The sequence below is a fragment of the Comamonas thiooxydans genome (assembly GCF_000964545.1).
Lineage (GTDB): Bacteria > Pseudomonadota > Gammaproteobacteria > Burkholderiales > Burkholderiaceae_C > Comamonas > Comamonas thiooxydans.
Map to the genome: position 1 here is coordinate 33057 of NZ_BBVD01000010.1, position 15990 is coordinate 49046.

The following is a 15990-nucleotide window of genomic DNA, read 5'->3' on the forward strand; positions in this document are numbered from 1 at the left end:
GCCACGCCTATTCACCTGCACTCAGCCCTTTCACTGAATCGAGACTCCCATGCCCGCACTGAACCCCTTCAAGACCGCCATCACCGCACGCCAGCCCCAGATCGGACTGTGGCTGTCCATGGCCGCCCCCTACCTGGCCGAAGCGGCCGCCACCACAGGCTATGACTGGTTGCTGATCGACGGCGAGCATGCGCCCAACGACCTGCGCAGCACCCTGGCTGCCCTGCAGGCCGTGGCCTCGCACCCGGCTCAGCCGGTGGTGCGAGTCGTGGAAGGCAGCACGGCCCTGATCAAGCAGATGCTGGACATTGGCGCCAAGACACTGCTCGTGCCCATGGTGGACACGGCAGACCAGGCCCAGGCCATCGTGGCCGCCACGCAATACCCGCCCCTGGGCGTGCGCGGCGTCGGCAGTGCCGTGGGACGTGCCTCTCAGTGGAGCAGCCGCGCCGACTATCTGAATGTGGCCGACGACGAGGTCTGCCTGCTGGTGCAGGCCGAGACCACCACGGCCCTGAAAAATCTCGAAGCCATCTGCGCCGTGGACGGCGTGCACGGCGTCTTCATAGGCCCGGCCGACCTGGCGGCCTCCATGGGCCACCGCGGCAACCCCGGCCACCCCGAGGTGCAGGCTGCCATCGAGGCAGCGATGCGGACCATTGTTGCCTGCGGCAAGGCTGCAGGTACGCTGACCTCGGACCCCGCGCTGGCACAGCGCTACCTTCAGCTCGGCTGCAGCTTTGTGGCCGTGGGCGTGGATGTGCTGATGTTCGTGAATGCCGCGCGCAAGCTGCGTACCCAGTTTGCCGGCTCCACGGTGGCGGCCCCGGCACTGCCAGGAGCCGCCTACTGAAGCCTTGAAGCACCGTGCAGAAGTTGCAACCATGCCCGCATATCCTGATGGAAATGTCGCAGAGCCGCCCAAACCTCGGTCGCATCACAATGCGCGTGGCCTCTCAGCCACATCTGCACATCAGGTCATCGCTGCTGGAGCGCTCTGTGCCAAACCTCTGCACCGCAAGTTCATGCGGCGACGGCGCCTGGCGCGGTCGGCGGGTTGGCGGCCAGCCAATGCTCAAACTCCTTCGGTGCCAGCGGCCGGGCGAACAGAAAGCCTTGCGCCACCGGGTAGCCCTGCTCGCACAGCATCACGCTCTGCGTTGGCGTCTCCACTCCTTCCGCCACCACGGTCAGGTGCAGACTCTTGCCAATGCCCAAAATAGCACTGCTCAACGCCCGAGCCGCCTCGTCATGTTCAAGATCGGCCACGAAGCTGCGATCCAGCTTGAGTTCGCTGACCGGCAGGCGGCGCAGATAGCTGAGGCTGGAGTAGCCGGTGCCGAAATCATCCATGGACAGGCGCACGCCATGCGCATGCACCTCGTCTATGGTCTTCATGGTGCTGGGGTTGGTGTCCAGCAAAATGCTTTCCGTCAGCTCCAGGGTCAGGTCCTGCGGCACCAGATCGTTTCGGTCCAGCGTGTCGGCGATCATCCGAGGCAAATCCAGATTGTGAAAGCTCGACGGCGACAGATTGACCGATACCGCGGGGACTTCCATCCCCCTGGCCCGCCACTGCGACAACTGGCGACAGGCCTCTTCCAGTGCCCAGCTTCCAAGATCGGCGATCAGCCCGCACTCTTCGGCCAGCGGGATAAAGCGGGCAGGCGAAATCTCGCCAAGCTCTGCATGGGTCCAGCGCGCCAGGGCCTCCACGCCATACAGACGGCCGGTGGCCATTTCGATCTGAGGCTGATAGTGCAGGCGCAGGCCGCCGCTTTTGAGCGCCTTGCGCAGTGCCGTCTCCAGTGCCAGGCGCTCCTGGGCCAAGCGGTTCATTTCGCTGCTGAAGAAACAGAAACGGCCGCGCCCCTTGCTCTTGGCCTGGTACATGGCCATGTCGGCACGATGCACCAGGGTCTCCATATCCCTGCCGTCCATGGGAAACATTGCAATGCCCACGCTGGCGGATATGGTCAGCGAGGTGTCGGCAATATTCAGAGGCTCTGACAGCAACTCCTGCAGGCGTTCAATGGTATTGGCCACATGCTCCGCATCGCATTGCGGCAGCACGGCAACAAACTCGTCACCCGACAAACGCCCGGCAATATCGGAACTGCGCAGCACGCGCTGTAATCGCGTCGCGACATTGCGCAGCAATTCATCCCCTACAGGATGACCCAGAGAGTCATTGACCTGCTTGAACCGGTCCAGATCGATGAACAGCACCGCCAACTGCTCGTCATTGCCGGCAGCTGACGCAATCGCCTGATCGGCCTTGGCCTGCAGCAGACTTCGATTGGGCAATCCGGTCAGGCCGTCGTAGAAAGCCAGCTGACGAATGCGCGCGCGCGACAGCTCACGCTCCAGCGCCAGGGCGCAGAGATGAATGCAGGCATCCACCAGTTGCTGGTGAAAAGCCGAGGCATCCCCGGTCAGTTGCTCCCGGTAATAGAACGCGAAAGTACCGATCGGCTTTCCACCGCTGTTGCAGATGGGAGTGGACCAGCAGGCTTTGAACCCCAGCGGCAGGATCAGGTGCTTGAAATCCGCCCACAGCGGGTCTTTTGCAATATCGTCGACCAGCACCGGCGCGTTGCGCCAGGCTGCTGTGCCGCACGAACCCACGTTAGGACCTATGGCCAGCCCCTCGATCAGCGCCGAATAGGACTGGGGCAGGCTTGGCCCGGCCAGCGGGTGAAGCAGCCCCTGGGCATCCACCTCGAGAATCGATGCCGTCACCTCCGGAGCAATCCTCTCGACCTCCAGGCACACCATCTCCAGCACCTCCACCAGCGGCCGCTCGCGTGCCATGGCTTCCAGCACGCGGTGCTGCAAGGCCTCATGCATCTTGGAACGCGTGATATCGGTCAGCATCGACACCGTGTATTGCCAGTGCCCGTCCGCGTCGAGGATGGGGTTGCTGATGACCTTGGCCCAGTAGCGCTGACCGTTCTTGCCGACCACTATTTCCTCGCGCCCCACGGGCTGGCCGGCGCGCAGCTCCGAACGGTACAGATCCACCGAAGCCTCGGACACCTGGGGAGCCAGCAGGGCAATCGGCATGCGTCCCGCGACCTCCTCGGAGTGCCAGCCGAACATGCGCGTAAAGCCGCCGTTGACATGCACGATGCGTGAGCTTCCGTCACTGATGACCACTGCCGTATCGGAGGCATCGGCCACCAGGGACAAGCGACGCAGGTGCTCCTGCTGCGCCTGCTCCCGGGCGCGCCGCTGCGTGACGTCGGTAGCGATCTTCAGAATATGCATCACCCGGCCCTGGGCATCCATCACCGGTGAATAGGTAGCCTCCAGCCAGCAACTGCTGCCATCGCTGCGTAGTCGCTCCACCACTCCGGAGTAGGCATTGCCTGCACACAGATGCGTCCAGATTTCCCGATACCTGGCACTGTCGGCCAGACGCGCAGAGCAAAAGCTGCGATGTGGGCGACCCAGAGACTGCTCACGCGTAAAGCCCATGAGCTGCAGATAGTTGTCATTGGCACGGTGCAACGCCCCATCCAGGCCAAATTCAGCCATGGCCATTACCCTGTCCAAGGCCTGCAGCTGGGCCAGCTGCAGCTCAGGAGGCATCGCGCCAATATCTCCCTCTCGCATCATTATTCCTTTGCATATTCGCATCCCAGGCCGGCTCGAATCCGGAATGGAAAAGTCATGCTTTTATCTGGATGCCGGCAATAATAATGACGAAAACGAGATTCAATATTCGTGATTCAGGCCGAGTGTTCAAAAAAACTTCGATCGACAACCGCTATTGACTTGCGAGCCTGTGCTGCGCTGGCAAAGTGCTCTACTGGGCAGTCACAGGCTGCTGCGGCAGAGCAACGGTGTGCCCTGCTATCGCCAGCCGGTGTCTCAGCGCCGCCATTTGCCGCCAAACTGATTAACCACCATGCCCAGCAGAACGCCCAGCGTACCCAGCCATTGCAGGCCATTGGGGGCTTCTCCCAGCAGCAGCATGGCCGACAGCAGACCGATCACCGGCACCAGCAGCGACAAAGGGGCCACGGTGCTGGCCGCATAGCGCTGCAACAACCGCGTCCACAGACCATAGCCCAGCAAGGTGGACAGAAAAGCCAGATAGGCGATCACCCCAAGCTCGCTCCAGCCTATGGACTGCAGCTGCGAAGCCACCGAATCCGCGCCATCCACCCACAGGGACAGCAACAGCAGCGGCAGCATGGGGAAGACGCTGGTCCAGACGATGAAGGACACCGGCTCATACGAGCCTTGCTTGGCCGCCATCCGCGTCAGCAGGTTCGAGCCGGCCCACATGGCAGCGGCGCCCACGGTCAGCACAAAACCGATCAGCGTCATATCCGATGCCCCCTCACCATGGGCTGCACCGATCAGCAGCAGTCCGGCAAGAGCGATGAGCAGACCCAGCCATTGCCAGCGCTGCGGTTTCTCGTGCAAGAACGCAGCCGCCAGCAGCATGGTGATGAAGGCCTGGGTCTGCAGCACCACGGATGCCATGCCGGCAGGCATGCCCAGCTTCATGCCGGTGAACAGCAGGCCGAACTGCCCGACCCCTTGCACCAGACCGTAGGCGGCCAGCAGACCCCAGGAAAGATTTTTGGGCGGACGCACGAACAGCAGAAATGGCAGCGATGCCGCGGCAAAGCGCAGCGCGCACAGCAGCAGGGGCGAGAGCTTGGCCAGCCCCCACTTCATGACCACGAAATTAAGACCCCAGACCACGATGACGATGATGGCGCTGAGCCAGTCCGGACGGCTCATGCCGGAGGTGGGTGAGGATGCAGAACTCATGACACTGACAACTGATATTGGATTTTCTAGATCAAGCCCCCTAGTATGACTTGCCATCAGTCATGACTGGCTGCGAAAGCGGTCAAATCGAATACCGGGACTGCAAACGGTCTTACTTGAGCAGATACCGGTCCATTTTGATCGGCAGCATGAGCAAGGCCTTGAATACATACAGGACGATCAAAGTGCCACTGAAGTCGCCCAGGATCATCACCAGAAGCTGGTCCATCTGAAAACCATCCCCTATGACCACGGACCAGGCCTGGTGCAGCAAGGCATTGCTCAGTCCGTAAATGACACTGAGCCACAGCAGGCGACGCGGCGTGAGATCACTGAGAGATCGCCCGAGCCCCATCCATTTGCGAGCTGCGCAATAGGTGCCATAAGGGGCAAGCGTGGCCATGATGCCGCCCGCAAATGCCCGCAGCCAGTCATCCGGGAAAAAGTAGAAGTTGCAGACCAGCCATGACACGGCAAAAAGCCCGGCCACGCCCGCCTCCGCAAAAAGCAGGGTACAAAGCAGACGAGCACCTGCAGGCAGGTAAATCCAGTTGACGCCCCTGACAAATTCCAGTTCGGAGAAAATCCACTGATTAAGAGCCAGCATCGCCAGGAACAGCAAAGCCGTGATAACCGCCACCGAAAATTGCGTCCAAATGTTCTTCATGCGCTGCCGCCGAGCTTGTTCACTGTCTGCACAGTATTATGAGTGCCGTTTATTCGCTCTTCGTTAGCGGCACGTCGCCTGTTTTTGCCTTCTCATGCCAAAGTCCCTGTCTGCCGATATCTATTTACGCTTTCTGCACCTGGCAGCGACCATCCGCAACCTGCCAGTGCTGCCCGCACTGGATCCACTGGAGGAACGCCTGCTGGAGCAAATTGCCAATGCCGGCACGCGCCAGGAGCGTCTTTGCGTCCGGGATCTGATGGCCCAGCGTGAACTCGGGTCTCCGGCCACGATTCACACCCGTCTGAAATCCATGCGCCAGAAAGGCTGGATCCTGCTGGCCGATACCGAGGATGCCAGACGCAAGCAGATCGAGCTCAGTGCCGACGCCCACAAGCATTTCGAGAAACTCTCGCACTGCATAGTTCAGGCCGCAGCCGAAAGCTGATGCAGAAATGAAAAAAAGCAGCCACCGGGCTGCTTTTTTCATGGAGCGACCGACAGCGATCAGCTGCCAGCCACCTTCATGCGATTGATCAGCATGGAGCCCACGGTCTTGGCACCATAGTTATAGGCATCGGCTCCGATGGCCTCTATGCCCTTGAACATGGTCTTGAGGTTGCCCGCGATCGTGATTTCGTCCACGGGGAAAGCGATCTCGCCGTTCTCCACCCAGAAGCCGCTGGCGCCGCGCGAATAGTCGCCGGTCACATAGTTCACGCCCTGGCCCATCAGCTCGACCACGAACAGGCCCGTACCAAGCTTCTTGAGCATGGCATCCAGATCATCGCTCGCCTTGGTGCGGCGCGAAGTCATGACCAGATTGTGCGAGCCGCCGGCATTGCCCGTGGTCTTCATGCCCAGCTTGCGCGCCGAGTAGCTGGACAGGAAATAGCCTTCCACGCGGCCGGCATCGACCACCTTTCGAGCCTGCACGCGCACGCCCTCTTCGTCAAAGGGCGAGCTGCCCTTGCCGCCCAGGACAAAGGGGTCTTCCTCGACATCGATGTGCTTGGGGAAGATGGGCTTGCCCATGGAGTCGAGCAAGAACGTGCTCTTGCGATAGAGCGCGCTGCCGCTGACGGCCTGCACAAAGCTGCCCAGCAGGCCGGCGGCCAGCGGAGACTCGAACAGCACCGGGCATTCGGTGGTCGGGATCTTGCGGCTGCCCAGACGGCTCAGCGTGCGCTCTGCGGCGTAGCGGCCCACGGCCTCTGGCGAGGCCAGATCTGCAGCATTGCGCATGGAGCTGTACCAGTAGTCGCGCTGCATCTCGCCATTCTTGCCGGGCAGCTTGGCGATGGGCGCCACCGACATGCTGTGGCGCGAGCTGGCGTAGCCGCCACGAAAACCGTTGGTATGGGCCGTGAAGAAATGGCTTTGCTGGGCCGAGACGCCCGCACCTTCGCTGTTGCTCACGCGGCGGTGGGTCTTGAAGGCGGCCTCCTCGCAGCGCAGTGCCATCTCCGCAGCGGCTTCGCTGGTGATATCCCAGGGATGGAACAGATCCAGATCGCGGTGCGTGCCGGGCAGCGCAATATCTGCGCTGTCGGGCAGGCGGGCAAACGGGTCTTCTGCGGTGAAGCGGGCGATGTCATAGGCAGCCTGCACGGTCTGCTTGATGGCGGCTTCGGAGAAGTCCGAGGTGCTGGCATTGCCCCGGCGCTGGCCCAGATAGACGGTCACGCCCAGCGACTTGTCGCGGTTGCGCTCCACGGTCTCCAGCTGGCCCTTGCGCACGCTGACCGACAGGCCGCAGCCTTCGGAAGCCTCGGCGCCGGCGTCCGTCGCACCCAGCTTTTTGGCATGCTGCAAAGCCTGGTCCACCAGCCCCTCGAAAAAGGCTTGGCTGAAGCTGAAACCGGCTTGCGGTGCGGATTGGGCCTGTGCACTGGAAGTGCTTGTATTGCTGGAGCGAGGTTTTTTCATAGCGGCGGATATGATAGCCGCCACTGCGGCGCCCTCTGCGCTGCCACCGATATTGCCCCCTTACCATGTCACGCAAACCCACCAAAGGCTATTTTGTTCGCGGAAAGTTCGTTGCCGAAGGCAGCGAGCTGGACCTTGAGCTGAAGGCCGAACTCAAAGGCACCTACGACTCCACCAAGACCGACCTCAAGCGCGAAAGTGATGCGCTGCAGGATCTGGGCAAGGAGCTGATGACGCTGCGCAGCGACCTCTTCAAGCGCCTGCAGCTGTCCGACCAACTGATCGACGCGTTGGCCGAAGCCAAGCGCATCACCAACTTCGAAGGCAAGCGCCGCCAGCTCCAGTATGTGGGCAAGCTCATGCGCAAGCTGACGCCGGAACAGGTCGCGGCCGTCAAGCAGGCACTGGACGAGCAGCGCAATGGCTCGGCCAGCGAAAAAATGTCGCTGCAGGTGGCCGAGCAATGGCGCGACCGCCTGATCGTCGAGGAAGCGGCCCTGTCCATCTGGCTGGAGCATTTCCCCGGCACCGATGTGCAGCAGCTGCGCTCGCTGATCCGCCAGTCGCGCAAGGACATCGACAAGGCCAAGGAGCAAGCCGCCGCAGCGGCCGCTGCCGCCGGCCCCGATGCCGAGCCCAAGGAAGTCAGCAAGGGCCGCGCCTACCGCGACCTGTTCCAGCTGGTGCGTGAGCAACTGGCCAGCGCCGGCAAGGCCGGTGCGAGCGCCGAGGATGACGGCGATGAGTGATGCGCCCGTATATCTTCACGATGCCGTGAAGATCGGCATTGTCTCCATCAGCGACCGCGCCAGCAGCGGCGTCTATGAAGACAAGGGCCTGCCCGCGCTCCAGGAATGGCTGAGCCGCGCGCTCAAGAACCCTATCCAGTTCGAGCCGCGCCTGATTCCCGACGAGCAGGCCGGCATCAGCGCGGCGCTGATCGAGCTGGTCGATGCAGGCTGCAGCCTGGTGCTGACCACCGGCGGCACCGGCCCCGCGCTGCGCGATGTGACGCCCGAGGCCACCCTGGCCGTGGCCCACAAGGAAATGCCGGGCTTTGGCGAGCAGATGCGCCAGATCAGCCTGGCTTTTGTACCCACGGCCATACTCTCGCGCCAGGTGGCGGTGATACGCGGCAGCAGCCTGATCATCAATCTGCCGGGACAGCCCAAGGCGATTGCCGAGACGCTGGAAGGCCTTAAGGACGCCGACGGCAAATCCAAGGTCAACGGCATTTTTGCTGCCGTTCCCTACTGCATCGACCTGATCGGCGGCCCCTATCTCGAAACCCATGACGAGATCTGCAAGGCCTTCCGCCCCAAGACCGCGATTCGCGCACCGCGCACGGCATAGCCTGCAGGTGCAATCCCTGCCAAAACATCCACCAAAGCAGCCTACGGGCTGCTTTTTTCATGGCGCTCACGTGGCATGGCTGCTGCGGGTATCTCGCTGCAACCGCTATCAGAATAAAAGCACTTTTCGCCTTTCATTCATGGACTTCAGCAATAAATCAATATGAAATCCATGGACAACAAGCGCTAGCAGCTATCAAATCTGGTGTATCCCTTGGGATTTCCCGCAAGTGCTTGCCCCGATGCCAGACGCAATCGCCGCCCCTAGCATGTTTGCTGCGATGCAGCGACAGCGGCCACCCGCCGCCCGGACGCTGCACGCTCTCTCCACATTTCTCATAATTTTCAGGAGACTCCATGCATCGCTTGTCCCAGTCTGCGCCCTCTGCCTGCCTGCTGGCTCTCGCCCTGACGGCGGCCTTCGCGGCCCCCGTCATGGCACAGGAAAAAGTCAAGATCGGCTTCATCACCGACATGTCCAGCCTCTATGCCGATGTGGAAGGCAAGAACGGTGCCGTTGCCATACAGATGGCGATTGACGACTTTGGCGGCAAGGTACTGGGCAAGCCCATCGAGCTGCTGACGGCCGACCACCAGAACAAGGCCGATATAGCGGCCAGCAAGGCCCGCGAATGGATAGACACGCAAGGCATCAGCCTGGTGTTCGGCGGCACCAACTCCGCCACCGCCCTGGCCATGGCCAAGGTCGCGCAGGAGAAAAAGCGGGTCTTTATCGACAATGGCGCGGGTAGCTCGGCACTGACCAACGAGCAATGCAGCCCCTATACCGTGCACTACGCCTTCGATACCGTGGCCCTGGCCAAGGGCACGGGCGGAGCCGTGGTGGACACCGGCGGCAAGAACTGGTTCTTTGTGACGGCCGACTATGCCTTCGGCCATGCACTGGAAGCCGACACCAGCAAGATCATCGAAGCGCGTGGCGGCAAGGTGCTGGGCTCGGTCAAGACGCCGCTCAACGCCAGCGACTTCTCCAGCTTCATGCTGCAGGCCCAGAACAGCAAGGCGCAGATCCTGGGCCTTGCCAATGCCGGCGGAGACACCATCAACTCCATCAAGGCGGCCAAGGAATTCGGCGTCACCAAGAACATGAAGCTGGCCGGCCTGCTGGTTTTCTTCAGCGACATCCACAGCCTGGGCCTGAAGAACACCGAAGGCATGCAGTTCACCGCCCCCTGGTACTGGGACATGAACGATGGCTCGCGCAAGTTTGCCGACGCCTTCATGGCCAAGACCCAGCGCCGCCCCAGCGAGATCCAGGCTGCCGACTACTCGGCCACCATGAACTACCTCAAGGCCGTGGAAAAAGCCGGCACGCTCGATGCCGACAAGGTCATGGCCACCTTGAAAAGCACCAAGATCGACGACTTCTTCGGCCAGGGCTATATCCGCGAAGACGGCCGCTATGTGCACGATATGTACCTGATGCAGGTCAAGTCGCCGGCCGAATCCAAGGGCACCTGGGACTATTACAAGATCATCAAGAAGCTGCCTGCCGAGCAGATCTGGACCACCAAGGCGGAAAGCAAATGCCAGTACTGGCGGTGACTTGAACCCGCGAGGCATACGCCCCGCATCGGAACAACGGACAGCGAGCCACGGCAGCTGTCCGTTTTTTTATGGCAGCAGTTCCAGCGGCTCCAGGTTTCAACCCGCAACAAACTTACATCTCGATATTTGCGCCTTATCGAGATGGACCTGACGGGCGGCGTCCCCAGCGACCCTTTCCAAGCCGAACGCCGCAGCCCCTGCGGCATCACTCGGCAAAAAGGCAGGCCCTGCGGCCTGCCTTTTTCATGGCGACGGGCAAAAGCGCTTGATGCACAAGTGCCGCAGCCCGGCTTCAGCTCAGGTCAACGTGCCGTGGTGTCGGTCGATGCATTGACGATGGGAATGTAGAAATCGCCGCCCGCCTGATTGAACTCCGCCGCCTTGGCCTGCATGCCCACGGCAATGCTGTTCTCGGCGCTCACGCCTTGCTGCTTGGCAAAGTCGCGCACTTCCTGGGTGATCTTCATGGAGCAGAACTTGGGTCCGCACATGGAGCAGAAATGGGCCACCTTGGCGCTGTCCTTGGGCAGGGTCTCGTCGTGGTAGGCCTGGGCCGTATCGGGATCCAGTCCCAGGTTGAACTGGTCCTGCCAGCGGAAGTCGAAGCGTGCCTGGCTCAATGCATCGTCGCGCGAGCGTGCGCCCGGATGGCCCTTGGCAACGTCGGCCGCATGGGCCGCAATCTTGTAGGCGATGATGCCCTGCTTGACGTCGTCGCGGTCGGGCAGGCCCAGATGCTCCTTGGGCGTGACATAGCACAGCATGGCCGTGCCGAACCAGCCGATCATGGCCGCGCCAATGGCCGAAGCGATATGGTCGTAGCCGGGGGCGATGTCTATGGTCAGCGGGCCCAGGGTGTAGAACGGGGCCTCGTGGCAGTGCTTGAGCTGCTCGGTCATGTTCTGCTGGATCATGTGCATGGGCACATGGCCAGGGCCTTCGATCATGGTCTGCACATCGTGCTTCCAGGCGACTTGCGTCAGCTCGCCCAGCGTGGCCAGCTCGGCAAACTGGGCATCGTCGTTGGCATCCGACGCGCAGCCGGGACGCAGGCCATCGCCCAGCGAGAAGCTCACGTCATACTGCTTCATGATGTCGCAGATGTCCTCGAAATGTTCGTAGAGGAAGCTCTCGCGGTGATGAGCCATGCACCACTTGGCCATGATGGAGCCGCCGCGCGAGACGATGCCGGTGCGGCGCTGGGCCGTGAGGTGGATGTAGGCCAGGCGCACGCCGGCGTGGATGGTGAAGTAGTCCACGCCCTGCTCGGCCTGCTCGACCAGCGTGTCACGGAAGATTTCCCAGGTCAGATCCTCGGCAATGCCGCCGACCTTTTCCAGCGCCTGGTAGATGGGCACGGTGCCGATGGGCACGGGCGAGTTGCGCACAATCCAGTCGCGCGTGGTGTGGATGTTCCTGCCGGTGGACAGGTCCATGACATTGTCCGCACCCCAGCGAATCGCCCAGACCAGCTTTTCCACCTCTTCCTCGATGCTGGAAGTCACGGCCGAATTGCCGATGTTGGCATTGATCTTGACCTTGAAATTGCGGCCGATGGCCATGGGCTCGATTTCAGGGTGGTTGATATTGGCCGGAATGATGGCGCGGCCTCGCGCCACTTCGTCGCGCACGAATTCGGGTGTGATGATCTTCGGGATCGCTGCGCCCAGGCTGTTGCCGGCCAGGCGCAGCTCGCGCGCCGCGTCCTGCTGGTACTGCGCCATCCATTCACGGCGACCGTTTTCACGCAGGGCCACATATTCCATCTCGGGCGTGATGATGCCGCGCTTGGCATAGTGCATCTGGGTCACGTTCTGGCCAGATTTGGCACGGCGCGGCTGGCGCTGCAGCGCGGCCGCCTCGGCGCGCAACTGGTCCACGCGTGCATCTTCCTCGCCGCGCTTGCCGCCGTCGTCCAGCGCCACACGCAGGCGACCCACGTAGTATTCGCTGTCGCCGCGCGCTTCGATCCAGGCACCTCGCACGCTGGGCAAGCCCTGGCGCACGTCGATCTGTACGGCGGGGTCGGTATAGGGACCCGAGGTGTCGTAGACGCTGACCTGCTCTCCATTGGTGAGCGCAATATCGCGCACCGGCACACGCAGCTGCGGATGCAGCGCGCCACTCAGATAGCTCTTGGTCGATGCGGGAAACGGCTGGCGCGACTGTGCCAGCAGCTCGGCAAAACGGGCGGCATCGGGGGCATGACCTGCAGCAGGCGTAAAAATGGAATCAGGGGCGTTCATCGCAGTCTCCTCAAAGCGGTTGAAGTGCATCAAACGCTCCGTGGAGTGCGGCCCTGCTCTGATCTTGCCCTGCACGGGCCCGGCCCGCTATGGGGTATCCGGCCTGTGCCGCCGAAATTCCGCAATTTCGGCCTGGTTCTTCACGCACCGGCTGTCCAGAAAAGACAAAACCCCAGTGCGCGAGGCGCCTGGGGTTTGCTGTGCCTATGGCTTTCAGGGTTGGCACTCGTGCCAGTTGCCCTGTCAATCCATCGGCCCTGCGTCAGGGTCCCGCTCTTCTTCCGCCGGTATGAACCGGATCAAGTTCGTCGGGTTCGCCTGCACTGTTTTCACAGTGACTGGCATCTCAGCGCTTTCGCACACCCCGGAGCTGCACGCAGTATAGGCTGGTTTTGCCACAATTTGCGCACTCTTGAAGCTGTTTAACTATCCTGACCCTCAAGCGTCTAATCCGCCGTTCAATCCAGCCCTTGCAACACCAGCCATTCATTGCTGGCGGCACGGCTTGCGCGCCACTGGTTGATGGGCGCGCTGACATCCTCGTAGCCCAGGGCGATGCCAAAGGCAATCTGGTAGCCATCCGGCAATGCCAGCTGTTCGATCAGCATGTCGTTGTACATGCGCCAGAAGCCCTGGGCACAGGTGGCCAGACCTTTTTCCACGGCCAGCAGCATGAAGGACTGCAGATAGATGCCCAGATCCACCCATTGCGCATAGCCCATGCGCTCCTCCACGGCCACGAAAATGCCCACAGGCGCACCGAACATCTGGCCGTTCTTGGCCAGCTGGGCCAGACGTGCTGCCTTGTCCTCGCGGCCGATATTGATTGCACGGTAAAGATCTTCGCCGTTTTCAAAGCGGCGACTGCGGTAGGGCTCCCACAAACCGGGTGGATAGGACAGGCCGGGGCGCTGCACGGCCTCGGTCTCCCTGGCCCTGGCGCACAGATCCTTGAGCGCCTGTCCGCCTACAGCGGTCACACGCCAGGGCTGCATATTGCCGCCGGACGGCGCCTGTGCTGCGGTCTCCAGCAAGTCCCGCACCGTGGCAGCAGCCACGGCCTGCGGCAGAAAAGCGCGCACCGAACGACGCTGCTGCAATGCTTGACGAATATCCATCTCTTCTACTCTCCTAAATCGCTGGTGTGCAGTGTAGGAGCTTGCGGCATTTTCCCGAGTCGCCGTGGATACCTTGTCGCAGCCGCCCCGGTGCTTGCCCTGATGGCGCGCCCTGCTCCAACTGCGACCATGCTGGCTGCCCGTCGCAGTGACTGGGTACTCACCACCTCAGGAGATGACTCTGATGAAGCCTCGCTCTGTTTGCTCCGCTACCTCTTTTTCCCCAAGAACATTGACGCTGGCACTGGGATGCCTGCTGACCGCTGCAGGCGCTCAGGCGCAGGACAAGATTCGCATCGGCTTCATCACCGATATGTCGGGCCTCTATGCCGATGTGGACGGCAAGGGCGGAGCCCTGGCCGTGCAGATGGCCGTGGACGACTTTGGCGGCAAGCTGCTGGGCAAGCCCGTCGAGGTGCTGACGGCCGACCACCAGAACAAGGCCGATATCGCGGCCAGCAAGGCACGCGAGTGGTTCGACACCCAGGGCATGAACATGCTGATCGGCGGCACCACCTCCAGTGCCGGTCTGGCCATGGGCAAGGTGGCCGATGAGAAGAAAAAGGTCTACATCATCAACGGCGCGGGCACTTCGGCCCTGACCAACGACCAGTGCAGCCCCTATTTCGTGCACTATGCCTATGACACCGTGGCGCTGGCCAAGGGCACGGGCAAGGCAGTGGTGGAGCTGGGTGGCAAGAGCTGGTTCTTTCTGACGGCCGACTATGCCTTTGGCCAGGCGCTGGAAGCCGACACCACCCGCGTGGTCAATGCCGCTGGCGGCAAGGTGCAGGGCAACGTCAGGCACCCTCTGAACACAGCCGACTTCTCTTCCTTCCTTCTGCAGGCTCAGAACTCCAAGGCCCAGATTCTGGGCCTGGCCAATGCAGGTGGCGACACCATCAATGCCATCAAGTCGGCACGCGAGTTCGGCCTGACCAAGACCATGAAGCTGGCCGGCCTGCTGCTGTTCAGCTCCGACATCCACAGCCTGGGTCTCAAAGCCACGGAAGGCCTGATGTTCACCGACAGCTGGCATTGGGACCTGAATCCCGAAAGCCGCAAGTTCTCGGATCGCTTCTTTGCCAAGTTCAAGAAGATGCCCACCTCGCTGCAGGCAGCCAACTACTCGGCCGCCATGCAGTATCTGAAGCTGGCCGAGAAGCTGGGCACGACGGATGCCGACAAGATCATGGCCGGCTTCAAGGCCACGCCGCTATCGGACTTCTATGCCAAGGGCGTGATCCGCCCCGACGGCCGCTACGCTCACGATATGTATCTGCTGCAGGTCAAGGCACCGGCCGAATCGAAGAAGGCCTGGGATTACTTCAAGGTGCTCAAGACCCTGCCCGGCGACCAGGTCTTCACCACCAAGGAAGAGAGCAAGTGCGCTCTGTGGAAGTAGTCGGTCGGCATTGAAGAAGCGGCCGGGTTGCCTGCATGGCACCCGGCTTGATGCCTTGCGCTTCGTCCTCGTCTTCTTGCCACGCAGCAAGAAGAAGCGTCAAGCGACTGCCCGCACCGGCATCAAGACAAGGCTCATTCGAACCCGCGCATCTCGCACCATTCCCCGGGCTCTGCCCTGGTGGAGCGCCACTGGTTGATGGGTGCCGCGCTGTCCTCATAGCCCAGTGCCATGCCAAAAGCGATCTGGTAGCCCTGCGGCAGCGCCAGATGCCGGCTCACAAAATCGCTGTAATTGCGCCAGAAGCCCTGGGCGCAGGTGGCGAGCCCCTTTCCGGTCGCCAGCAGCATCAGCGATTGCAGATAGATGCCCAGATCCACCCACTGCGCATGCAACATGCGGTTCTCGACCGCGACGAATACGCCTACAGGTGCGCCAAACATGTGAGTGTTCCGGGCTAGCTGCAGCAGCCGCCCACTCCTGTCCTCACGCCCCATGCCTATGGAACGATAGAGATCCTCGCCATTGTCAAAGCGGCGGCTGCGATAGGGCTCCCACAGCTGAGGTGGATAGACCAGGGCCGGATCAGAGTTGGGGGTCGCCGCAGGCATGGCCTGGCGCAAGGCCTGAAGGCTGTCCCCCGTCAGCGCTATCACGCGCCAGGGCTGGAGGTTGCCGCCTGAAGCCGCAAGTCCGGCCTGCGCCAGCAAATCCCTGACCAGCGCCGCATCCACCCTCCTTGGCAAAAAAGCACGCACCGAATGGCGCTGCTGCATGGCCTGTTCCACATTCATCATTGCTTGCCTCGGGTTTGAGTTGACAAGCAGTCTCGGCCGGACAGGCAGGGCTTTCGCCCCTCAAATCGACTACGGGCAAGCACCATGAAAAAAGCCAACGACAGGCGTTGGCTTTC

13 protein-coding genes and 1 riboswitch are annotated in these 15990 nt (G+C 61.9%); of the genes, 6 read left to right on the forward strand and 7 right to left on the reverse strand.

The annotated features are described in order from the left end of the window. The first annotated feature begins 49 nt into the window (after nucleotides 1-49). Nucleotides 50-853 (forward strand): 4-hydroxy-2-oxoheptanedioate aldolase, encoded by an 804-nt coding sequence (hpaI, locus tag Cth01_RS16790; RefSeq protein ID WP_045839853.1) that lies wholly within the window; start codon nucleotides 50-52, stop codon nucleotides 851-853. Nucleotides 854-1023: 170 nt separating this feature from the next. Here the strand turns inward: hpaI and Cth01_RS16795 are convergent, their stop codons facing one another. From Cth01_RS16795 to Cth01_RS16805, 3 genes are all read right to left on the reverse strand, one after another. Further along, on the reverse strand, nucleotides 1024-3618 hold the full coding sequence (locus tag Cth01_RS16795) for a sensor domain-containing protein (protein ID WP_045839968.1): 2595 nt from the start codon (nucleotides 3616-3618) through the stop codon (nucleotides 1024-1026). A 258-nt stretch (nucleotides 3619-3876) separates the two neighbouring features. Continuing rightward, on the reverse strand, nucleotides 3877-4761 hold the full coding sequence (locus tag Cth01_RS16800) for an EamA family transporter (RefSeq protein WP_414836001.1): 885 nt from the start codon (nucleotides 4759-4761) through the stop codon (nucleotides 3877-3879). 142 nt (nucleotides 4762-4903) lie between these two features. Next, on the reverse strand, nucleotides 4904-5458 hold the full coding sequence (locus tag Cth01_RS16805; protein WP_045839854.1) for a hypothetical protein: 555 nt from the start codon (nucleotides 5456-5458) through the stop codon (nucleotides 4904-4906). 94 nt (nucleotides 5459-5552) lie between these two features. Here Cth01_RS16805 and Cth01_RS16810 point away from each other — a divergent pair, with 94 nt between their 5' ends. Then, complete coding sequence (locus Cth01_RS16810; RefSeq protein ID WP_003069365.1) at nucleotides 5553-5906, forward strand: hypothetical protein; 354 nt, start codon at nucleotides 5553-5555, stop codon at nucleotides 5904-5906. Nucleotides 5907-5965: 59 nt separating this feature from the next. On the opposite strand, the gene pmbA is transcribed toward Cth01_RS16810, so the two are convergent. Next, nucleotides 5966-7387, reverse strand: coding sequence for a metalloprotease PmbA (gene pmbA, locus Cth01_RS16815; protein ID WP_034352749.1), 1422 nt, complete (start codon nucleotides 7385-7387; stop codon nucleotides 5966-5968). Between the two features lie 65 nt (nucleotides 7388-7452). Between pmbA and yjgA the strand changes: the two genes are divergently transcribed. From yjgA to Cth01_RS16830, 3 genes are all read left to right on the forward strand, one after another. Beyond that, a complete protein-coding gene (yjgA, locus tag Cth01_RS16820) occupies nucleotides 7453-8136 on the forward strand; it encodes a ribosome biogenesis factor YjgA (protein WP_034389466.1) in 684 nt (227 codons plus the stop codon). Then, nucleotides 8129-8740 carry a molybdopterin adenylyltransferase gene (gene mog, locus Cth01_RS16825; RefSeq protein ID WP_034352753.1) on the forward strand — a complete coding sequence of 204 codons (612 nt, stop codon included), beginning with the start codon at nucleotides 8129-8131 and terminating at the stop codon, nucleotides 8738-8740. Before yjgA ends, mog begins: the two co-directional genes overlap by 8 nt. A 356-nt stretch (nucleotides 8741-9096) precedes the next feature. After that, a complete protein-coding gene (locus Cth01_RS16830) occupies nucleotides 9097-10305 on the forward strand; it encodes an ABC transporter substrate-binding protein (protein ID WP_034389468.1) in 1209 nt (402 codons plus the stop codon). Nucleotides 10306-10610: 305 nt separating this feature from the next. On the opposite strand, the gene thiC is transcribed toward Cth01_RS16830, so the two are convergent. Both thiC and Cth01_RS16840 read right to left on the reverse strand, forming a co-directional pair. After that, nucleotides 10611-12554: a phosphomethylpyrimidine synthase ThiC gene (gene thiC, locus Cth01_RS16835; RefSeq protein WP_034409654.1), complete on the reverse strand. Its 1944-nt coding sequence runs from the start codon at nucleotides 12552-12554 to the stop codon at nucleotides 10611-10613. Nucleotides 12555-12813: 259 nt separating this feature from the next. Further along, a riboswitch (TPP riboswitch) is annotated at nucleotides 12814-12931 on the reverse strand. A gap of 81 nt (nucleotides 12932-13012) precedes the next feature. Continuing rightward, nucleotides 13013-13672, reverse strand: a complete 660-nt coding sequence (locus Cth01_RS16840) for a nitroreductase (protein WP_034352760.1) — start codon at nucleotides 13670-13672, stop codon at nucleotides 13013-13015. Nucleotides 13673-13856: 184 nt separating this feature from the next. Between Cth01_RS16840 and Cth01_RS16845 the strand changes: the two genes are divergently transcribed. Then, complete coding sequence (locus Cth01_RS16845) at nucleotides 13857-15077, forward strand: ABC transporter substrate-binding protein (RefSeq protein WP_045839969.1); 1221 nt, start codon at nucleotides 13857-13859, stop codon at nucleotides 15075-15077. 134 nt (nucleotides 15078-15211) lie between these two features. On the opposite strand, the gene Cth01_RS16850 is transcribed toward Cth01_RS16845, so the two are convergent. Next, nucleotides 15212-15871 (reverse strand): nitroreductase, encoded by a 660-nt coding sequence (locus Cth01_RS16850; RefSeq protein WP_012839328.1) that lies wholly within the window; start codon nucleotides 15869-15871, stop codon nucleotides 15212-15214. Nucleotides 15872-15990 lie beyond the last annotated feature (119 nt).

Coding starts and splice junctions, on each gene's coding strand:
- hpaI (WP_045839853.1), top strand. CDS start 50: ATGCCCGCACTGAACCCCTTCAAGACCGCCATCACCGCACGCCAGCCC.
- Cth01_RS16795 (WP_045839968.1), bottom strand. CDS start 3,618: ATGCGAGAGGGAGATATTGGCGCGATGCCTCCTGAGCTGCAGCTGGCC.
- Cth01_RS16800 (WP_414836001.1), bottom strand. CDS start 4,761: ATGAGCCGTCCGGACTGGCTCAGCGCCATCATCGTCATCGTGGTCTGG.
- Cth01_RS16805 (WP_045839854.1), bottom strand. CDS start 5,458: ATGAAGAACATTTGGACGCAATTTTCGGTGGCGGTTATCACGGCTTTG.
- Cth01_RS16810 (WP_003069365.1), top strand. CDS start 5,553: ATGCCAAAGTCCCTGTCTGCCGATATCTATTTACGCTTTCTGCACCTG.
- pmbA (WP_034352749.1), bottom strand. CDS start 7,387: ATGAAAAAACCTCGCTCCAGCAATACAAGCACTTCCAGTGCACAGGCC.
- yjgA (WP_034389466.1), top strand. CDS start 7,453: ATGTCACGCAAACCCACCAAAGGCTATTTTGTTCGCGGAAAGTTCGTT.
- mog (WP_034352753.1), top strand. CDS start 8,129: ATGAGTGATGCGCCCGTATATCTTCACGATGCCGTGAAGATCGGCATT.
- Cth01_RS16830 (WP_034389468.1), top strand. CDS start 9,097: ATGCATCGCTTGTCCCAGTCTGCGCCCTCTGCCTGCCTGCTGGCTCTC.
- thiC (WP_034409654.1), bottom strand. CDS start 12,554: ATGAACGCCCCTGATTCCATTTTTACGCCTGCTGCAGGTCATGCCCCC.
- Cth01_RS16840 (WP_034352760.1), bottom strand. CDS start 13,672: ATGGATATTCGTCAAGCATTGCAGCAGCGTCGTTCGGTGCGCGCTTTT.
- Cth01_RS16845 (WP_045839969.1), top strand. CDS start 13,857: ATGAAGCCTCGCTCTGTTTGCTCCGCTACCTCTTTTTCCCCAAGAACA.
- Cth01_RS16850 (WP_012839328.1), bottom strand. CDS start 15,871: ATGAATGTGGAACAGGCCATGCAGCAGCGCCATTCGGTGCGTGCTTTT.